Origin of the sequence: Variovorax flavidus (assembly GCF_030317145.1) — a bacterium.
GTDB lineage: Bacteria > Pseudomonadota > Gammaproteobacteria > Burkholderiales > Burkholderiaceae_C > Variovorax > Variovorax flavidus.
Genome location: NZ_JASZYE010000002.1, coordinates 247,959 through 264,538 on the forward strand (window position 1 = coordinate 247,959; position 16,580 = coordinate 264,538).

General features: G+C 66.3%; 19 protein-coding genes and 1 pseudogene. 11 read left to right on the forward strand and 9 right to left on the reverse strand.

Annotated features, from left to right (window positions below; all coding sequences use genetic code 11):
- Window positions 1–6 precede the first annotated feature (6 nt).
- The 4 genes from QTH90_RS11790 to QTH90_RS11805 all read right to left on the reverse strand — a co-directional run bounded on the left by QTH90_RS11790 (window position 7) and on the right by QTH90_RS11805 (window position 3,485).
- Window positions 7–1,170: a cytochrome c oxidase subunit II gene (locus QTH90_RS11790; protein ID WP_286664735.1), complete on the reverse strand. Its 1,164-nt coding sequence runs from the start codon at window positions 1,168–1,170 to the stop codon at window positions 7–9.
- A gap of 58 nt (window positions 1,171–1,228) precedes the next feature.
- A complete protein-coding gene (locus tag QTH90_RS11795) occupies window positions 1,229–1,744 on the reverse strand; it encodes a DUF1269 domain-containing protein (RefSeq protein WP_286664736.1) in 516 nt (171 codons plus the stop codon).
- Window positions 1,745–1,840: 96 nt separating this feature from the next.
- A complete protein-coding gene (locus tag QTH90_RS11800; RefSeq protein WP_286664737.1) occupies window positions 1,841–3,118 on the reverse strand; it encodes an NAD(P)/FAD-dependent oxidoreductase in 1,278 nt (425 codons plus the stop codon).
- On the reverse strand, window positions 3,066–3,485 hold the full coding sequence (locus QTH90_RS11805) for a VOC family protein (protein ID WP_286664738.1): 420 nt from the start codon (window positions 3,483–3,485) through the stop codon (window positions 3,066–3,068). Before QTH90_RS11805 ends, QTH90_RS11800 begins: the two co-directional genes overlap by 53 nt.
- A 271-nt stretch (window positions 3,486–3,756) precedes the next feature.
- On the opposite strand from QTH90_RS11805, the gene QTH90_RS11810 reads away from it, so the two are divergent.
- Genes QTH90_RS11810 through QTH90_RS11840 form a run of 7 tightly spaced genes read left to right on the forward strand, consistent with a single transcriptional unit; the run spans window position 3,757 to window position 10,385 of the window.
- On the forward strand, window positions 3,757–4,578 hold the full coding sequence (locus QTH90_RS11810) for a creatininase family protein (protein WP_286664739.1): 822 nt from the start codon (window positions 3,757–3,759) through the stop codon (window positions 4,576–4,578).
- A 23-nt stretch (window positions 4,579–4,601) separates the two neighbouring features.
- Window positions 4,602–5,402: an ABC transporter ATP-binding protein gene (locus QTH90_RS11815; protein ID WP_286664740.1), complete on the forward strand. Its 801-nt coding sequence runs from the start codon at window positions 4,602–4,604 to the stop codon at window positions 5,400–5,402.
- Complete coding sequence (locus QTH90_RS11820) at window positions 5,380–6,261, forward strand: ABC transporter permease (RefSeq protein ID WP_286664741.1); 882 nt, start codon at window positions 5,380–5,382, stop codon at window positions 6,259–6,261. Before QTH90_RS11815 ends, QTH90_RS11820 begins: the two co-directional genes overlap by 23 nt.
- Window positions 6,258–7,655 carry an FAD-binding oxidoreductase gene (locus tag QTH90_RS11825; protein ID WP_286664742.1) on the forward strand — a complete coding sequence of 466 codons (1,398 nt, stop codon included), beginning with the start codon at window positions 6,258–6,260 and terminating at the stop codon, window positions 7,653–7,655. The genes QTH90_RS11820 and QTH90_RS11825 overlap by 4 nt, the downstream gene beginning before the upstream one ends.
- A gap of 37 nt (window positions 7,656–7,692) precedes the next feature.
- The gene (locus QTH90_RS11830; RefSeq protein WP_286664743.1) at window positions 7,693–8,709 is read left to right on the forward strand and encodes an ABC transporter substrate-binding protein; all 1,017 of its coding nucleotides are present in this window, start codon (window positions 7,693–7,695) and stop codon (window positions 8,707–8,709) included.
- Between the two features lie 13 nt (window positions 8,710–8,722).
- Window positions 8,723–9,682 carry a PDR/VanB family oxidoreductase gene (locus tag QTH90_RS11835; RefSeq protein ID WP_286664744.1) on the forward strand — a complete coding sequence of 320 codons (960 nt, stop codon included), beginning with the start codon at window positions 8,723–8,725 and terminating at the stop codon, window positions 9,680–9,682.
- A gap of 37 nt (window positions 9,683–9,719) precedes the next feature.
- On the forward strand, window positions 9,720–10,385 hold the full coding sequence (locus QTH90_RS11840; protein ID WP_286664745.1) for a TetR family transcriptional regulator C-terminal domain-containing protein: 666 nt from the start codon (window positions 9,720–9,722) through the stop codon (window positions 10,383–10,385).
- A 743-nt stretch (window positions 10,386–11,128) separates the two neighbouring features.
- Here QTH90_RS11840 and QTH90_RS11845 read toward each other — a convergent pair.
- Window positions 11,129–11,338 (reverse strand): annotated as a pseudogene (locus tag QTH90_RS11845) (RidA family protein); the annotation flags it as partial.
- Here QTH90_RS11845 and QTH90_RS11850 point away from each other — a divergent pair.
- From QTH90_RS11850 to QTH90_RS11865, 4 genes are all read left to right on the forward strand, one after another.
- Window positions 11,330–11,563, forward strand: a complete 234-nt coding sequence (locus QTH90_RS11850) for a hypothetical protein (protein ID WP_286665422.1) — start codon at window positions 11,330–11,332, stop codon at window positions 11,561–11,563. The pseudogene QTH90_RS11845 and the gene QTH90_RS11850 overlap by 9 nt on opposite strands.
- Window positions 11,564–11,672: 109 nt before the next feature.
- The gene (locus QTH90_RS11855; protein WP_286664746.1) at window positions 11,673–12,218 is read left to right on the forward strand and encodes a PAAR domain-containing protein; all 546 of its coding nucleotides are present in this window, start codon (window positions 11,673–11,675) and stop codon (window positions 12,216–12,218) included.
- The gene (locus tag QTH90_RS11860) at window positions 12,218–12,904 is read left to right on the forward strand and encodes a hypothetical protein (protein WP_286664747.1); all 687 of its coding nucleotides are present in this window, start codon (window positions 12,218–12,220) and stop codon (window positions 12,902–12,904) included. The genes QTH90_RS11855 and QTH90_RS11860 overlap by 1 nt, the downstream gene beginning before the upstream one ends.
- Complete coding sequence (locus QTH90_RS11865) at window positions 12,901–13,224, forward strand: hypothetical protein (RefSeq protein WP_286664748.1); 324 nt, start codon at window positions 12,901–12,903, stop codon at window positions 13,222–13,224. Before QTH90_RS11860 ends, QTH90_RS11865 begins: the two co-directional genes overlap by 4 nt.
- A gap of 51 nt (window positions 13,225–13,275) precedes the next feature.
- Here the strand turns inward: QTH90_RS11865 and QTH90_RS11870 are convergent, their stop codons facing one another.
- The 4 genes from QTH90_RS11870 to QTH90_RS11885 form a co-directional block, all read right to left on the reverse strand.
- Window positions 13,276–13,734, reverse strand: coding sequence for a RidA family protein (locus QTH90_RS11870; protein WP_286664749.1), 459 nt, complete (start codon window positions 13,732–13,734; stop codon window positions 13,276–13,278).
- On the reverse strand, window positions 13,731–14,921 hold the full coding sequence (locus tag QTH90_RS11875; protein WP_286664750.1) for an amidohydrolase family protein: 1,191 nt from the start codon (window positions 14,919–14,921) through the stop codon (window positions 13,731–13,733). The genes QTH90_RS11870 and QTH90_RS11875 overlap by 4 nt, the downstream gene beginning before the upstream one ends.
- Window positions 14,918–15,742 (reverse strand): 2-oxo-tetronate isomerase, encoded by an 825-nt coding sequence (otnI, locus tag QTH90_RS11880; protein ID WP_286664751.1) that lies wholly within the window; start codon window positions 15,740–15,742, stop codon window positions 14,918–14,920. The genes QTH90_RS11875 and otnI overlap by 4 nt, the downstream gene beginning before the upstream one ends.
- A 141-nt stretch (window positions 15,743–15,883) precedes the next feature.
- The gene (locus tag QTH90_RS11885) at window positions 15,884–16,558 is read right to left on the reverse strand and encodes a class II aldolase/adducin family protein (protein WP_286664752.1); all 675 of its coding nucleotides are present in this window, start codon (window positions 16,556–16,558) and stop codon (window positions 15,884–15,886) included.
- Window positions 16,559–16,580: the final 22 nt, after the last annotated feature.

Genomic DNA, 16,580 nt, shown 5'->3' on the forward strand with positions numbered 1-16,580 from the left:
CAGGGGTCATCGCTGCACCTTCGGTTCGGTTGCAGCCTGCGCCGGCGGGCTGCCGAGGGACTGGATGTAGGCCACCAGCGCGGCCAGCTCTTCGTCGGTCAGGTCGATCTTCGGCATGACGGGCGGGAAGCCCTTCACATGGCGGGCCTGCGGATCGCGGATGAAGCTGCGCAGATAGGCTTCGTCGACCAGCGCGGTCGAACCGTCCGTCATCGTTTCGGTCTTGCCGTGCAGGCCCTTCCACGTCGGCCCCACGCGCGCAGTGCCGTCGATGGTGTGGCACGCCACGCAACCCTTGGATTCCGAAAGCACACGCCCCTGCTCGACGCGCCCGCCCGGCCCCCCGGCCGCCGCCTCGCCCGAAGGCGGCGGAAGCGTCTTGACCTGCGTCCTGGCGAAGGTCGGCAATGCCGCCTGCCAGGCCTGGAACTGCGCCGGATCTTCCACCACCACGAAGCCGCGCATGTTCGGATGACCCACGCCGCAGAGCTGCGCGCACAGCGCCTCGTAGCGGCCAACGACGGTCGGGGTGAACCAGAAGCGGCTGACCTGTCCCGGCACCGTGTTCATGCGGGCACGGAAGGGCGGCACGTAGAAGTCATGCAGCACGTCGTGGGAGCGCACCAGCACGAGCACCGGCTTGCCGAGCGGCAGATGCACCTCGTCCCCGCCGATCAGGATGTCGTCCTGCCCGGCCGGGTCGGCGGGATCGAGCGCAAAGGGATTGGTGGGGCTGTAGAAGCGCGCGTCGCTTGCGCCCAGCTTGCCGTCCGCGCCGGGAAAGCGGTAACGCCACTGCCATTGCTGGCCCAACACCTCCAGCACGAGCGAGTCGCGCGGCTCCCTCACGTAGTTGGCATAGACCACGAGCCCCGGCGCCAGGAGCGCGATGATGCCGACTGAGGTGCCGCCGATCAGCCAGCGCTCGAGCTTCTTGTTCTCCGGCTCATGCGCCGCACGGCTGCCTTCGCGGTGGCGGAAGCGCACCAGCGTGTAGACGACGAAGAGGTTGATCGCGACGAAGAAGATGCCCGTGATGACCAGCGTGATGGTCAGCGTGTGGTCCATCTCCTGCCAGTTGGAAGCCAGTGGCGTCAGCCACCACGGATTCAGAAAGTGGAACGCCACCGAGGCGACCACGATGATCAGCAGGGCGATGGCCATGATCATGTGCGGTTCCCTGGCTGTGCATCGGCGGTCCGCGACTCATCGGCGATTCGGCGGCGTTTCAGCGGAACGCCGGGACCTGCTGCTCCTCGCCCTCGAAGCGGGCTTCAGGATGCGCGGTCTGCAACATGGACTCGATGGCCTGCACGCGCGATCGCGGCAGGTCCACCATCAGGAGAATCCGGCCTTCGGCCATGGCGCCTTCGAAGCGCCGCAGGCGGATGCTCGGAATGGAGATGCCGATCATGCTGGCGGACCAGGCGCCGACCAGGCCGCCGAGCACGCCGAGCAACACGGCCACTTCCCATTCAGGCTCGTCGCCCATGACCGGAAAAAGCAAGCCGGCCACGAGGCCGGCGACCATCCCGCAGGCGCTGCCGATCACCCACCCGGTCTTTGCCGCGTGCACGACGTCCGAGGTCTGCCACACGTTGGCCGCGTGGAGGCCGGTCAGGTCCATGCCTTCCGGCCCGGCGAAATGAATGCGCGCAACGTCGACCTGCGCCTGCACGAGATCGTGCATCGCCTGCCTGGCGCTCGCCAGATCCGGCATGAGCCAGTAAATGCGTCTCCTCATGGCGCCCTCCTTTCCGTCTTGCGACGAGACAAGGAACCATGGACGACTTATATGCCCATGGGCGTCTGTTATCAAGTCGGCAACCACCGACGCGCTTCAAACGGATGGCAGGAGCAGTCGCAACACGCCTCGGGCCGTCACGAAGGTGTGGGGCGCGTGGATTTCCTCGATCACGCCGCTCAGTCGATTCCTGACGCTCTCGCTGCGGCGCGCCCGCCAGATCAGCAGGTCGGCCAGCCACGGGTGGTTGTTGATGCGGTTGGCCTGCTCGTAGGCGTCGAAGCGCGGCTTCAGCGCGTGCAGCGCCGCCTCGTAGCGATCGCGCACCTGCGCGTCGCCCAGCCGCTGGTCGCGGCCTTCGGCGATCGCCTGCGCGGCGAGCATGCCGGTCTCCAGCGCCTTGCCGATGCCCTCGCCGGTGAAGAGATAGGTGCTGCCCGCCGCCTCGCCCGCCACCAGCATCCCGGACCGCGACCAGTTCGCGCCGTCGAGCGAACAGCGCAGCGGCGCGCCCTTCAACGGACCGAGCGGCTCGCCGCCCGCCATCAGCTCGCGCGCCGGCGCGTACAGGCGGGTGAAGGTGGTGAACAGGTCGCGCAGGTTGACGTCGGGTGCGTCCACACGGCTGTGCGTGATGCCGACGCCGATGTTGAACACGCCGCCGGCGCACGGAAAGATCCAGCCATAGCCGCGGCGCAATGCGCGGTGCCACACCACGTCTAGGCCCTTCACCCGCTCCACCATCGTGTCGTTCCGGATGTAGCCCCGCAGCGCCATGCCGCTCGGCGTGCGGCGCGTGCACATGCCGGCTGCGTTCAGTGGAACCGATGCAGCACCGGTGGCGAGCACGGTCCAGCGCGCGCCCAGCGCCCGGGAGGCGCCGTCGGGCAGCACGAGCCGTGCGCCGATCACCCGTTGCCCGGCGTCGAGCAGCGGCGCGTCGAAACGGGCCGGCGCAAGCCAGCGCACACCCGCATCGAGCGCCGACTGTCGCAGGATCTCGTCCAGCTCGCGGCGCGGCAGCACCGCCAGGTGTGCGGGCAGCTCGACCCGGCCGCCGCTTGGGCCGACACAGCCGACGTGCGTCGCGGAGCGTGCGCGCGCCAGCACCTCCTCGAGCACGCCGAGCCGTTCGAGCGCCCGGTGCGCGTCCGGAATCAACCCGTCGCCGCAGACCTTGTCGCGCGGGAAGGACTGCTGGTCGGCGAGCACCACATCGAAGCCCGCCCTCGCCAGCATCTGGGCACAGGCGCTGCCGGCGGGGCCGGCGCCGACCACCAGCACTTCGCACGCGGCCGGGAGCGGCGCCGGCGCCACCGGATCAGCCGCCACTGCCGCCACTGCCACCGCTGCCACCGCTGCCACCGCTGCCATAGGGCCGGGTGAGGATTTCGAGGACGTGCCCGTCGGGGTCGTCCCAGTAGACGCCCCGGCCGCCGTCGCCATGGTTGATCTCGCCGGGATGGTGGTGGCCGGGGTCGGCCCAAAAGCGAATCCCCCGCGCGCGGATGCGCCCGAAGATGTCGTCGAACTCGCTCTCGCTCACGAGGAAGGCGTAGTGCGCCCAGTCGAACTTGCCATCGACGTGCATGAAATCGAGCGTGACGCCGTTGTCGATCTCCACGCCATGAAACGGCCCGAAGCGCACCGGCGCGCCGCGCCCGAGCAACTCGGCCAGGAGTGCCGCCGATGCCTGCGGATCGCGGGCCTTGACGATCGTGTGGTTCAACTGGATGGACATGGTGACTTGCCCTTCGATGCAAGCCACAAGTATTACGACGGCATCCGGCACGCGCAACGCGTGGAAGGCGAATGACCGACCGCGGCATGGAAATGAGCCGCACCGCCTCTGTATTGACCGATCGATCACGTCTGCATGACGGTTCCAACCCATCCACGGACGCCATTACCCTTCGTTGCAGCTTGCAAAGTGAAATTTCGGGTAAACGATAGCTCTCCTTTTTTGACCGAGTGGATAATTTAGCCATCCCACACGAGAACGAGGTTGCTTCATGACTTCCGCCCGCCCGCGCAGCCGCTACTGGTCCGACCTGACCAGCGAAGAGTTTTCCCGCCTCGATCGCTCCCGGCTGATCGCCGTGCTGCCGGTGGGCGCCACCGAACAGCATGGCCCGCATCTGCCCATGTCCACCGACACGGCCACCATCGACGGCATGGTGCGCGCGACGATTCCGTACCTGCCGGACGACCTGCCCGTGCTCTTCCTGCCCACGGTGGCCTACGGCAAGAGCAACGAGCACTCGCGCTACCCCGGGACGCTCACGGTGTCGGCCTCCACGCTGATCGCGCTGTGGAAGGACATCGGCGCCTGCGTCGCCAAGGCCGGCGTGCGCAAGCTGGTGCTCTACAACAGCCACGGCGGCCAGATGTCGGTGATGGACATCGTCGCCCGCGACCTGCGCGAGGCGCACGACATGATGGTCGTCGCGGCCAACTGGTACACGCTGGGCCTGCCCGAAGGCCTCTTCACCGCGCACGAAGGCAAGCACGGCGTGCACGCGGGCGATCTCGAAAGCTCCGTGATGCTGCACCTCACCCCCGACCACGTGCGGCCCGAGAACTTCCGCAACTTCCACTCGATGACGGAAGACCTGGCGAAAGAAAACAAGTTCCTGTCGATCACGCCCAGCGGCAAGCTCGGCTGGCAGATGCACGACATCAACCCCGCGGGCGCTGCCGGCGATGCCACGCGCGCCACCGCCGCCAAGGGCGAGGCGGTGCTCGATCACGTCGGACGGCGCTTCGTCGAGCTGTTGCAGGAAGTCGATCGCTTCCCGCTCGAACGCCTCGCCAACGTGCCCGCCTGGCAATGAAGGCCGGCCCCACCGGAGCGACCATGGAAAGCCCCACGCCATCCACCCCGCCGCTGGTCAGCCTGCGCCACGTCAGCAAGCGCTTCGCCAACGGCACGCTCGCGCTGCAGGGCATGACGCTCGACTGCGGCGAGCACGACTTCATCAGCTTCCTCGGCCCGTCGGGCTGCGGCAAGAGCACGGCCCTCAGGCTGATCGCCGGCCTCACGCGCATCAGCTCGGGCGAAGTCGCATGGTCGCGCACCAACACCGGCGCATCGACCAGCGACCGCGACCTGGGCTTCGTGTTCCAGGAACCGACGCTCATGCCCTGGGCGAAGGTGTTCGACAACGTCTGGCTGCCGCTCAAGCTGGCCGGCATGGGCCGCGATGCCGCCGCGCCGGTGGTGGCGCAGGCGCTGGAGATGGTCGGCCTCTCGCGCTTCGCCGACGTGTACCCGCGCGAGCTGTCGGGCGGCATGAAGATGCGCGTGTCGATCGCGCGCGCCCTGGTCACGCGCCCGCGCCTGCTGCTGATGGACGAGCCTTTCGCCGCGCTCGACGAGATGACGCGCATCAAGCTCAACAACGACCTGCTCGCCATCTGGCGCGAGCATCGGTTCTCGATCATCTTCGTCACGCACAGCGTCTACGAATCGGTCTACCTGTCCAACCGCATCGTCGTGATGGCGCCGCGTCCGGGCCGCGTGGTCGACGAGATCCGCATCGACGAGCCCTACCCGCGCGGCGAAGCCTTCCGCACCTCCACCCGCTACAACGCGCACTGCACGGCGGTGTCGCAGTCCCTGCACGGAGCCCTCCATGGCATCGACATCGATCACTGACACCCCGGCGCTGGCCGAACTGCAGGACGCGCCCTCGGCCGCCGAGCTGCAGGCGCGCGACGACCGTCTGCGGCGGCGCGAATCGCCGCTGCGCATCGCGGTGCCCACTGCCATCGTGGCGGGCCTGCTCCTGCTGTGGGAAGTGCTGGTGCGGGTGAACAACGTGCCGCACTACATCATCCCGGCGCCCTCGCTGATCTTCACCACGCTGATCGACAACTGGGACACGCTGTCGAGCGCGCTGTGGTTCACCGTCAAGCTCACCTTGCTGGCGCTGGCGGCGGCGATTGTCGGCGGCGTGCTGCTCGCGATCGCCTTCGCGCTGTTCAAGTGGGTGGAGATCGGCCTGTTCCCGATCGCGGTGATCCTGCAGGTCACGCCGATCATCGCGATCGCGCCGCTGATCCTGATCTACGTGTCGAGCACGACGGCGGCCTTGCTGCTGTGCGCGTGGATCGTGGCCTTCTTCCCGATCCTGTCGAACACGGTCATCGGCCTCAAGAGCGCCGACAGCAACCTGCGCGACCTGTTCCATCTCTACAAGGCCTCGCCCTGGCAGATGTTCCGCTACCTGCTGGTGCCGAGCGCGCTGCCCTTCTTCATGGCGGGGCTGAAGATCGCCGGCGGGCTGAGCCTGATCGGCGCGGTGGTCGCCGAGTTCACGGCCGGCACGGCGGGGCGGGAGACGGGGTTGGCATCGCGCATCCTCGAATCGAGCTTCCGCACCGAGATCCCGATGATGTTCGCGGCGCTGCTGCTGGTGTCCTTGCTCGGGATCGTGATCTTCATCGTGTTTGCTGCGCTCTCTCGCATGGTCCTCGGCCACTGGCACGAAAGCGAAATGAGGAGAGAGCGATGAACTCGGCACTGATGGAGCGCGACCGCCCTGTCGCCGAGACGATCGACTGGGACGCGGTAGCCCGCGACCTGCACGGCCTGAACGTGATCGCATCGCCGGGCCAGCGCAAGCAGCTCTCCAAGGACTTCTACTGGTACAGCCCGATCCTGACCGAACAGCTCGCCGGCTGCGTGGCCGACCTCGTCGTCAAGGTCTCGACCGAGGACGACGTGCGCCAGGCGGCAGCCGTGGCCGCGAAGTGGAAGCTGCCGCTCACCGTGCGCGCAGGCGGCACCGGCAACTACGGCCAGTGCGTGCCGCTCGAAGGCGGGCTGGTGCTCGACGTGACCCAGATGAGCCGCGTGCTGGAGATCGGCGACGGCCGCGTGCGCGTGCAGGCCGGCGCGCGCATGCACGACATCGAACTCGCCGTGGCCGAGACCGGGCAGGCGCTGCGCATGTGGCCCTCGACCTGGCACGTGGCCTCGATCGGCGGCTTCATCGCGGGCGGCTTCGGCGGCATCGGCTCGATCCGCCACGGCATCCTGCGCGATCCGGGCAACCTGCTGCGCGCCCGCGTGATGACGGTGGAGCGCGAACCGCGCATCATCGAACTGCAGGGCGACGAGATCCAGCAGGTGCATCACGCCTATGGCACCAACGGCGTCATCACCGAAGTCGAGGTGGCGCTCAGCCCGGCGGTCGAATGGGTGCACTGCATCGCGCTCTTCGACAGCTACCGGCGCGTGATGGACTTCGGCGTCGCGGCGAGCACGCCCGAGCTGGAGCTGTTCCTGCTCTCGGCCGTCGATGCGCGCTTCTCGCCCTACTACGCCACCTTGGGCGAGCACTTTCCTCCAGACCGGCACGCGATGTTCGCCATGGTGGCGCCGGGCTCGATGGCCGCGTTCCGCGCGCTGGTCACCGCGCACGGCGGCACGCTCTCGCTCGAAGGCACGGAAGCCGAGCTGCATGCCGCCGGCCTGCCGCCCGCCTACGAGTGCGCCTACAACCACACGACGCTGCAGGCGCTGAAGGTCGACCGCACGTGGACCTACCTGCAGGTCGCCTATGCGCAGCCCTTCGATCCCGCGGTGGTCGACCGCCACATCGCGATCTTCGGCGACGACGTGCTGCAGCACCACGAGTTCGCACGCGCCGACGGCGAGTACGGCACCTTCTCGATCCTGCTCGTCCGCTGGAAGGGCGAGGCGCACCAGTACGAGGTGATGCGCGAGATCGAGTCGCAAGGCGGCTGCCAGATCTTCAACCCGCACGTCGTGACCATCGAGGACGGCGGCATGAAGACCATCGACACGCAGCAGATCGATTTCAAGAAGCGCAGCGATCCGATGGGCCTGATGAACCCCGGCAAGACGCGCGGCTGGCATGCCGACATGGCCCGTGACGCCTGATCCCCACCCCCACAGAGACACCACCCAAGGAACCACGATGCGACAAGTCCCCTTCCTCGCCCGCACCCTCCTCGCCACGCTGCTCGCGGGCACCGCCTTCGCGGCCATCGCGCAGGACAAGGTCGTGCTCGCCACCAACTGGCGCGCCCAGCCCGGCCACGGCGGCTTCTACCAGGCGCTGGCCGACGGCACCTACAAGAAGTTCGGGCTCGACGTCGACATCCAGCAAGGCGGACCGCAGGTCAACAACCGCCCGATGCTGCCGGCCGGCAAGATCGACTTCCTGATGACCGGCAACATGCTGATGGCCTTCGACAACATCAAGCAGAAGGTGCCGACCGTGGTCGTCGCCGCCTACTTCCAGAAGGACCCGCAGGCCATCATCGCCCACCCGGGCCAGGGCTTCGACAAGTTCGCCGATCTCGCCAAGGCCAAGACGGTGCTGCTCGCCAAGGACGGCCAGATCAGCTACTGGCAGTGGATGAAGAAGGCCTACGGCATGCGCGACGAGCAGGTGCGCCCCTACAACTACAGCCTCTCGCAGTTCCTCGCCGACAAGCAGTCGGTGCAGCAGGCCTACGCGACATCCGAGCCGCTCGCGGTCGAGAAGCAGGCCGGTTTCAAGCCCGTGGTGCTGTCGCTGGCCGACGCGGGCTGGTCGACTTACGGCATGGTGATCGAGACGCGCCAGGATCTGGTGAAGACCAAGCCGGACGTGGTGCGCCGTTTCGTCGAGGCCACCAACATCGGCTACTACAACTACCTGTACGGCGACCGCAAGGCGGCCGATGCGCTGATCCAGAAGATCAACCCGGACATCAGCGACGACTACATCGAGAAGTCGATCCCGATCCTGCGCGCGCACATCGACGTGGGCGACGCGCCGTCCAAGGGCATCGGCGCGATCAGCGACGAGCGCATGAAGGACTTCTACGACAAGACGGTGGCGGCCGGCCTCTACAAGCCGACCGACTTCAACTACCGCGACGCGTACACCACCCAGTTCGTCAACAAGGGCACCGGCCTGGACGTCAAAAAGGGGCTCGCCAAGTAGCGCGCGGACGAACATGGTCGAACGCACCCTCACCGTGCGGGTGGCGCGCATCGCGCGCCAGACGCCGGAGATCCTTTCATTCGAACTCGCGCACCCGGCGGGGCGACCCCTGCCGGGCTACCAGGCCGGCGCGCACATCGACGTGCACATGCCCGGCGGCTTCTCGCGCCAGTACTCGCTGGCGCGCGCCGACGGCGGCGATGCGTCGACCTACCTGATCGGCGTGAAGCGCGAGGCCGCGAGCCGCGGCGGCTCGGCCTCGATGCATGCCCGCGTTCGCGAGGGCGACCTGCTGCCCATCAGCGCGCCGCGCAACACCTTTCCGATCCATGCGGAGGCGAAGCGCCATGTGCTGCTGGCCGGCGGTATCGGCATGACGCCGCTGCTCGCGATGGCGCAGGCGCTGGCGCGCGAGGGCGCCGACTTCGAACTCTGCCTGTTCGTGCGCAGCGAAGAGCACCTGGCCTTTGCGGACGCCCTGCGCGAGCCGCTGCTCGCGCCGCACGTGCGCGTGCACTTCGACGATGGCGACGCTTCGCGCAAGATCAACCTGCGCCAACTGCTCGCCGTGCGCCGGCCCGGCACCCACCTGTACGTGTGCGGCCCTGGCGGCTTCATGCAGGCGGTGCGGAACGCAGCCGCGCACTGGCCCGAGGACGTGGTGCATGCCGAGTACTTCGCTGCGCCGGCGGACGCGGCGGGCGGCACGGGCAAGCCCTTCGTCCTCCGGTTGGCGGAGCGCGGCATCACCGTGCCGGTGGCGGGCGACCAGACCGCCGTCGATGCGCTGCACGCCTTCGGCATCGACATTCCGGTGTCGTGCGAACAGGGCCTGTGCGGCACCTGCGTGGTGGGCTGCGAGGGCGAAGGTGCCGAGCACCGGGATTTCTGCCTCACGCGCAGCGAACGGGCGCACAAGGTCGCGCTGTGTTGTTCGCGCGCCAAAGGCGACGAGCTGGTGATCGCGTTGTGAGCCGCACCGGCATTTGCTCTGGCACCATGCACATTCGATGACGACCACACCGAGCACGACCGCCCTCGAGGAAGGCCCAGACGCACCCGCGACCCGCGGCCGCGCACGCAAGTACACGCAGGTGCTGGCCGTGATCTACCAGGCCGCGATCGAAGTGTTCGCGAGCGAGGGCCTCGCCGGCGCATCGACCCAGGCCATCGCCGACAAGGCGGGCCTGTCGAAGCCCCAGCTGCACTACTACATCGAGAGCAAGGAAGCGCTGTATCGCCAGGTGCTGCAGGACATCGTCAACGACTGGATCGGCGTCTTCGGCTTCAGCGACGAAGCCTTCGGCCCGCGCAAGGTGCTCAGCGACCTGATCCGCCGCAAGATGGTCTTCTCGTTCGAGCACCCGCTGCGCTCGCGGATCTTCACCGCCGAGATGATGCGCGGCGCGCCCGTGCTCAAGGCCCTGATGGGCACGAGCAAGCAGCGCACGGACCAGGCCGCGGCGGTGATCCGGAACTGGATCAACCAGGGGCTGATGGACCCGGTCGATCCGATGCTGTTCCTCTTCCACCTCTGGGCGGTGACGCAGTTCTATGCCGACCACGCAACCCAGGTGGCGTTCTTCCGGAACGTGGCGGAGAGCGACGAGAAGGATCAGCGCTACCTGATCGAGGAAGTGACCGAATTCCTGTTGAAGGGGGCTGGGGTTCGCTAGGCATGCGGATGTCGGCGAGCACTTCCGTGATCGTTGGTAGATCGGTTAGGAATGGTCTGATTGATTCTTGCTGAATCTCTGCGCCAATGGTGAGCTTGCAAGTCACCAAGCAAGGAGAAGCGAAATGTCACGTGAAACGCGATCGGTCCGACCCGACGGAGGTCACCCATGATGCGCGGGTTTGCCGCCGTAGGCGACACGCTCCGAGATGGCGGAAGGATCCTTCCTTATGCCTCAAGGCCATTCACCTTCGGCAACGCCCGGCATCAAGTCGCGTTGATCGGAGGTCAAGCGTACTGCGAGGCATGCGGCATCTTGCTATGGGAGATCGAGTAAGAAACGCCGTATGGTCCGTAGGATATGCAGTGGCTGGGGTCTTTGTGGCGTGGCCATCCGCGCTATTTGCAAGTCGGCTGGCAAGCCGAGTTTCCTGGCCATTGATCGCGCGATGGCACGGATGTTGGGACTTCGAGCGCTGCCCCGTCACTTGGTGGGGCTACTTGGCCGCAGGCCTGTTTCTCTTCGGGCCACCACTTGCGTGGGGAATCGTCGGGTATTGCCACACTCGTGCGTTCAAGTTCGTCCAGTTTTCTTCATCGGTCATTGCATTGATCGTCGGGACGGTACTTTTCTACATGAGCTTCTATGTCCTCATCGGCGCGTAGCACCAGCGGCAGGCTCGTTCGTTGGCCTGTCTCCCTCTTATCCTGCGGCTACCGCTCGGCTAGCCAAGCCCCTGCCGCTCAGTGCCGCGGCAAGTACATCGTTGCTTCCACCTCGACCAGCACCTCGTCCCCCGGCGAGAAGCGCGACGCCTCCACTACCGTGCTGACCGGCGGCTCGCCCGGATAGAGCAGGCCGCGCACGCGGTTGTATGGTGCGTAGTCGGGCAGGCGGCGGAAGTACTGCACGAGCTTCACGACGTCGTCCATCGTGCCGCCGTGATGTCCAGCGCGCGATTCGATTGCTCCTCCTTCTCTCTGTCGGCGGTGACGCAGTTCTATGCCGACCACGCGACGCAAGTGGCGTTCTTCCGGAACGTGGCGGAAAGCGACGAGAAAGATCAGCGCTACCTGATCGAGGAAGTGGCGGAGTTTGAAGGGGGCTGGGGTTCGCTAGGCATGCGGATCTCGGCGAGCACTTCCGTGATCGTTGGTGGATCGTTAGGAATGGTCTGATTTGATTCCTGCTGAATCTCTGCGCCAATGGTGAGCTTGCAAGTCACCAAGCAGGGAGAAGCGAAATGTCACGTGAAACGCGATCGGTCCGACCCGACGGAGGTCAGCCATGATGCGCAGGTTTGCCGCCGTAGGCGACACGCTCCGAGATGGCGGGAGGATCCTTCCTTATGCCTCAAGACCATTTACGTTCGGGGACGCCCGGCATCAAGTTGCGCTGATCGGAGGTCAAGCGTACTGCGAGGCATGCAACAGCATCGGCACGATTGCAAAGACAGGCGGGCCTCGGCGCTTGAAGTTCATGGGCGAAGCTGCCCTCGATGGCGATGTCGTCCTATGCCATTGCCCCAGTCCGCCGCCGATCGTCGCCAAGCTCGCGGGCGAAGCTTGGTATGAGGACATGGGGGGCGGCAACGATGCTGTAGACAGGATCTCGCCGGCTCAAAACATACTTCCGGCTTCAAGCCCTCGATTCGACCAGCAGATCCAAATTCTCAACGAAGGAACAGGCTTGCCGCTAGCGCGGATACGGTATCGATTGACGGGTGCGGACGGAACGTTCGAGGGGCGGACCGACGACCAGGGCATGACTGAACGGGTGTCATGCGACTACGACGCCACTATCACCCTCGAGATATTCGGGGAGGATGCCTGATGCTGCCAATCAGAACGTTGCAAGTACGGTTGACCCCGCTGGAAGACCGGGCGCCCTTGAAAGCATATGTCGCGAGACCGCGCGGCACTGTGTATCGGGGCGGCGCGGGTCTGGACGGTAGCTATATTTCCCTCACCGCGACGGCATTTCAACGCGCCGGAATTTCCGCCTTCAATCTCGGACAGACAAACACCGCGACCAAGACACTTCTGGGTGATGCCGGAATGTTTATCGATGCGCTGCGCGCGGGACTTACCATTCGCTACGAAGATGACGAAGAGTGGGTTATTGCTTCCGGCATGACCAGTGAAGCAGCACAGTTCAATCTCATCGGTTACTCCTATGGATCGCTGCTGGCCGCTCAGACCGCGTACTTTTACGCTAGACGCAAGCACATCGTGGACCACCTTGTACTGATCGGAAGTCCAATCGATGCTTCCTTCTTGTCCAATCTGCGGGCCAATCGATGCATCCGAAAGGTCATTGCTATCGACCTTAAGGAGTATGGCGACCCAATCTATGCAGGGATATCGCAAGTAGATTTGATCGCCGCTGCTCCCATACTAGGTAAACAAATGATGGGGAACGGGGGCGAAGGACACTTTTACTACGCTCACGCGACTCGCGATCTGACAGAAAGGCTGAATCGACTGGCAGCACGTATCGTCGCCGAGGGATTAAGGTGACGATCCCACGCCGGGCACTACTATGGCCTGCGGTCGCGCTTCCCAGTTCGTTGGTTGGCCTGTCACTCTATTACCTGATAGCAAGGCCAACGAAAGATGATTTCTTTGTCGGGCCAGTTGGCCTCTTCACGGGGATTGTGCTGATGATCGACGCGGTGATTGCGTTGATCGGGCTCTTTGGCTTCTGCTATCTGCATTTCGCCAGTCCAACCGATCGCCGGCAACATTGGGCAATCGCGGCGCTAAGCATCACTGCCTCAGCCGCTGCCTATGGGATAGCGATGCACATTCTCAGCCTCTGCTACAAGATGGTGGGATGAATCGCCAGGCAGGCGCCTAGTAAAGAGCCGCGGCCGCCACGCCCCTTTCGTTCAATGCTGCGGCAAATACATCGTCGCCTCCACCTCGACCAGCACCTCGTCCCCCGGCAGGAAGCGTGACACTTCCACCACCGTGCTGACCGGCGGCTCGCCCGGATAGAACAGGCCACGCACGCGGTTGTAGGGCGCGTAGTCGGGCAGGCGGCGGAAGTACTGCACCAGCTTCACGACGTCGTCCATCGTGCCGCCGTGCTCGGCCGCGATCTGGCGAATGCGTTCGAGCACGAACCAGCTCTGCGCCACGATCGCAGCCTCGAAGATGTCGACCGACATCTGGCCCGTCGCGTAGCCCAGCCCCCGCAAGGCCTCGCGCGCCGCTTCGGGGATGTCCTCGTAGCTGGAAACAGCGCGGCGCGTCGACGGATCGACTGCCACCACGCCGCTCATGAAGACGAAGTCGCCCACGCGCCTGGCGGCTGCGTAGTTGGCCATCGGTTTGCCCATGCTCATTCGGTGTGCTCCAGAGTGCGGCCTGCGCGGATGACGGTGCGTCGCCGCCCGCGCGGGTCCAGAAGTTCATATTCGTCGGCCGCGGCCAGCAGCACGAAGTCTGCCGGGCAGCCTGGCGCGATGCGGCCGTCCCACGCCAGTCCCAGCGCCCTGGCAGGACTGACGGTGATGGTGTCGAGCCAGTCGGCGGCTGGCGCCAGGTGGCCCATCTGCACGCCGAGGCCGAAGGTCTCGACGAGGTCGTAACTGCCGTAGGGGTAGAAGGCGTCCTGCACGTTGTCGGTGCCCAGGCTCGCGCGCAGGCCGTGCGCTGCGGCTTCGCGGATGCGCGTGATGCCGCGTTGTACCGGCGTGCGGTTCCATGCGCCCTGCAGGTAGAGATTGGTGGTGGGCAGGGCGATGAGGTGGATGCCCGCCTGCGCGCACAGCGCCAAGGTCGCGTTGGCGGTCGTGTCGTCCTGCACGGAGAGCGAGCACGCGTGGCCGCAAGTCACGCGGCCGTGCAGGCCCCGCGCGATCGCAAGCTGCGCGATGGTGCGCAGCCCGGTCGCCTCCACGTCCAGGCCTTCGTCGACATGGAAGTCGAGCGCCAGCCCGTATTCCTGCGCCAGATCGAACACGCGCCCGAGCTTGTGCACGATGCCGTCGTTGCGATAGACGAAGGCACCGAGCACGCCGCCCGCGCGCTTGACCGTTTGCGCGACGCGCTCGCTGGCCGCGAGGTCGGCAAACACGTCGAGCGGCGTGAGCGCGACGAACTGCAGTTCGACACGGCCACGCAATTCGTCGCGCAGCGCCTCGAAGACCGCGAGCGAGACCGGCGCCTCGGCGCCGCCCCAGTCCAGGTGCGTTCGCAAGGCGCGCGTGCCGGCGAACCACGCTTCGCGCAAGGCGCGCTGCATGCGCGTGCGCAGGCTGTCGGCGGTCCAGTGCGCGCGATGCGCGGCCATGCGTTCGATGGCGGCGAAGAGATTGCCCTCGGCGGCACCGACTTCGCGCACGGTGTAGTTCTTGTCGATGTGGGCGTGCGCGTCCACCAGGCCGCTGAGCAGGGTGCCCCGCGCAGCCTGCGTGCTGGGCTCGATGGCCGCAACGCTGGCGCCGGCGAGCGTGACGTCGAACACATCGCCACCGCCCGCCGCGAAACCTTGCAGGCGCGGCGGGATGCGTACCGCTTCGAGCTTCATGCGCCCGACGTGCGCGGCAGCGACCGCAGCCAAGCGAGCCCGTCGGAGGTGCCACGGGCCACGGCGCCGCGACGCGGCCGGTACTCGCAGCCGACCCAGCCTTCCCAGCCGCATTGCGCGGACACCTCGTCGATCACGTCGAAGAGATAGGGATGGTTCAGCTCCCCGATGTCCGGCTCGTTCCGGTCCGGCACGCCCGCGATCTGGAAATGCCCGACGCGGCCCGTGGGCAGGTACTTGCGGATCTTCATCGCGACGTCGCCCTCGACGATCTGACAGTGGTAGAGGTCCATCTGCACCTGCACGTTCAGCGCGCCCACGGCTTCGACGATCTCGTGCGCGTGGTCCTGCCGGTTCAGGAAGAAACGGGGGATGTCGCGTGTGTTGATCGGCTCGATCAGCAGATCGAGCCCGGCCTTCGCCGCCTCGATTGCAGCCCAGCGCAGGTTGTCGAGATAGGTCGGCTGTACGGCGTCGCGCTCCATGCCCCCCGGCACGAGTCCGGCCATCACGTGGATGCGCGGGCACGACAGCGCGGCGGCATAGTCGATCGCCTTCAGGATGCCTTCGCGAAACTCCGCCTCGCGCCCAGGCAGGCACGCGAGGCCGCGCTCGCCCCGCTCCCAGTCACCCGGCGGCCCGTTGAACAGCACCTGCTGCAACCCATTGGCCGACAGCCGCGCCGCCAGTTCCCGCTGTTCGTAGGCATAAGGAAACAGATACTCGACAGCCCGAAACCCATCCTTGGCGGCAGCTTCAAAGCGATCCAGAAAATCAAGCTCCGGATAGAGCATCGAAAGATTGGCAGCAAATCGAGGCATTCAAAAACTCCACAGATCAAAGGCGCCGCGGCGCCACAAAATTCCAGAAATGCCGCGGACCCGGCTCCGCCGGTCCGCAGGCGTTGCCCCCCAAAGGGGGGTGCCCGAGCCACACGCAGTGGGCGAGGCTGGGGGGGGTATTCACCATCGACTGCCGAAGTTGCGCCGCAGGTCGTTGATCTGGGTCGGGCCCAGGGGTTCGGGCGGGCTCCTGTTCGCCTGGCTGGATAAGAGCCAGACCTTGGCAGTTTCTTCCAGCTCTTCCAGCACGGCCATCGCGGCAGCAGGTGTGTCGTGCCAGACGTTGGGGCCGAGACGGTCGAGCATCACGGCGCGCAGCGGCGTGCCTTGCGCACCGTAGCGCTCGATGGTCTGCGCGACCAGCGCCGCGGCTTCGGGTGCGCCCGGGCGGTGATAGGGAATCACCGGCACGTGGCCGACCTTCATCACGAAATACGGCGTGATCGGCGGGAGCAGCTCCGCGCCCGGCGCGTTCAGCGTGAGCGCGACGCAGTGCGTGCTGTGGGTGTGGATCACGCAGCGCGTGCCCGGATCGAACTGGGTGGCCGCGCCGTAGATGCGGGCGTGCAGGGCAATCGTCTTGCTGGCAAGGTCGCCATGGGTCTGGTGCAGATGAGCGTCGAGCCGCGCGAGCTTTGCGGGATCGAGAAAGCCGAGGCAGGCGTCGGTGGGCGTGATCAGGAAGCCGTGGTCGAGCCGGATGCTGATGTTCCCGGCCGTGGCGTGCACATAGCCGCGCTCGAAGAGACTGCGGCCGATGCGGCAGATTTCCTCTCTTGCGTGGCTCTCGTTCATCAGTGCCCGCCCGGCCGCCCGA

Bases quoted from the DNA above. Each gene is read 5' to 3' on its own strand.
- QTH90_RS11790 (WP_286664735.1), bottom strand. From the start codon at position 1,170: ATGATCATGGCCATCGCCCTGCTGATCATCGTGGTCGCCTCGGTGGCG.
- QTH90_RS11795 (WP_286664736.1), bottom strand. From the start codon at position 1,744: ATGAGGAGACGCATTTACTGGCTCATGCCGGATCTGGCGAGCGCCAGG.
- QTH90_RS11800 (WP_286664737.1), bottom strand. From the start codon at position 3,118: ATGGCAGCGGTGGCAGCGGTGGCAGCGGTGGCAGTGGCGGCAGTGGCG.
- QTH90_RS11805 (WP_286664738.1), bottom strand. From the start codon at position 3,485: ATGTCCATCCAGTTGAACCACACGATCGTCAAGGCCCGCGATCCGCAG.
- QTH90_RS11810 (WP_286664739.1), top strand. From the start codon at position 3,757: ATGACTTCCGCCCGCCCGCGCAGCCGCTACTGGTCCGACCTGACCAGC.
- QTH90_RS11815 (WP_286664740.1), top strand. From the start codon at position 4,602: ATGGAAAGCCCCACGCCATCCACCCCGCCGCTGGTCAGCCTGCGCCAC.
- QTH90_RS11820 (WP_286664741.1), top strand. From the start codon at position 5,380: ATGGCATCGACATCGATCACTGACACCCCGGCGCTGGCCGAACTGCAG.
- QTH90_RS11825 (WP_286664742.1), top strand. From the start codon at position 6,258: ATGAACTCGGCACTGATGGAGCGCGACCGCCCTGTCGCCGAGACGATC.
- QTH90_RS11830 (WP_286664743.1), top strand. From the start codon at position 7,693: ATGCGACAAGTCCCCTTCCTCGCCCGCACCCTCCTCGCCACGCTGCTC.
- QTH90_RS11835 (WP_286664744.1), top strand. From the start codon at position 8,723: ATGGTCGAACGCACCCTCACCGTGCGGGTGGCGCGCATCGCGCGCCAG.
- QTH90_RS11840 (WP_286664745.1), top strand. From the start codon at position 9,720: ATGACGACCACACCGAGCACGACCGCCCTCGAGGAAGGCCCAGACGCA.
- QTH90_RS11850 (WP_286665422.1), top strand. From the start codon at position 11,330: ATGTCCAGCGCGCGATTCGATTGCTCCTCCTTCTCTCTGTCGGCGGTG.
- QTH90_RS11855 (WP_286664746.1), top strand. From the start codon at position 11,673: ATGATGCGCAGGTTTGCCGCCGTAGGCGACACGCTCCGAGATGGCGGG.
- QTH90_RS11860 (WP_286664747.1), top strand. From the start codon at position 12,218: ATGCTGCCAATCAGAACGTTGCAAGTACGGTTGACCCCGCTGGAAGAC.
- QTH90_RS11870 (WP_286664749.1), bottom strand. From the start codon at position 13,734: ATGAGCATGGGCAAACCGATGGCCAACTACGCAGCCGCCAGGCGCGTG.
- QTH90_RS11875 (WP_286664750.1), bottom strand. From the start codon at position 14,921: ATGAAGCTCGAAGCGGTACGCATCCCGCCGCGCCTGCAAGGTTTCGCG.
- otnI (WP_286664751.1), bottom strand. From the start codon at position 15,742: ATGCCTCGATTTGCTGCCAATCTTTCGATGCTCTATCCGGAGCTTGAT.
- QTH90_RS11885 (WP_286664752.1), bottom strand. From the start codon at position 16,558: ATGAACGAGAGCCACGCAAGAGAGGAAATCTGCCGCATCGGCCGCAGT.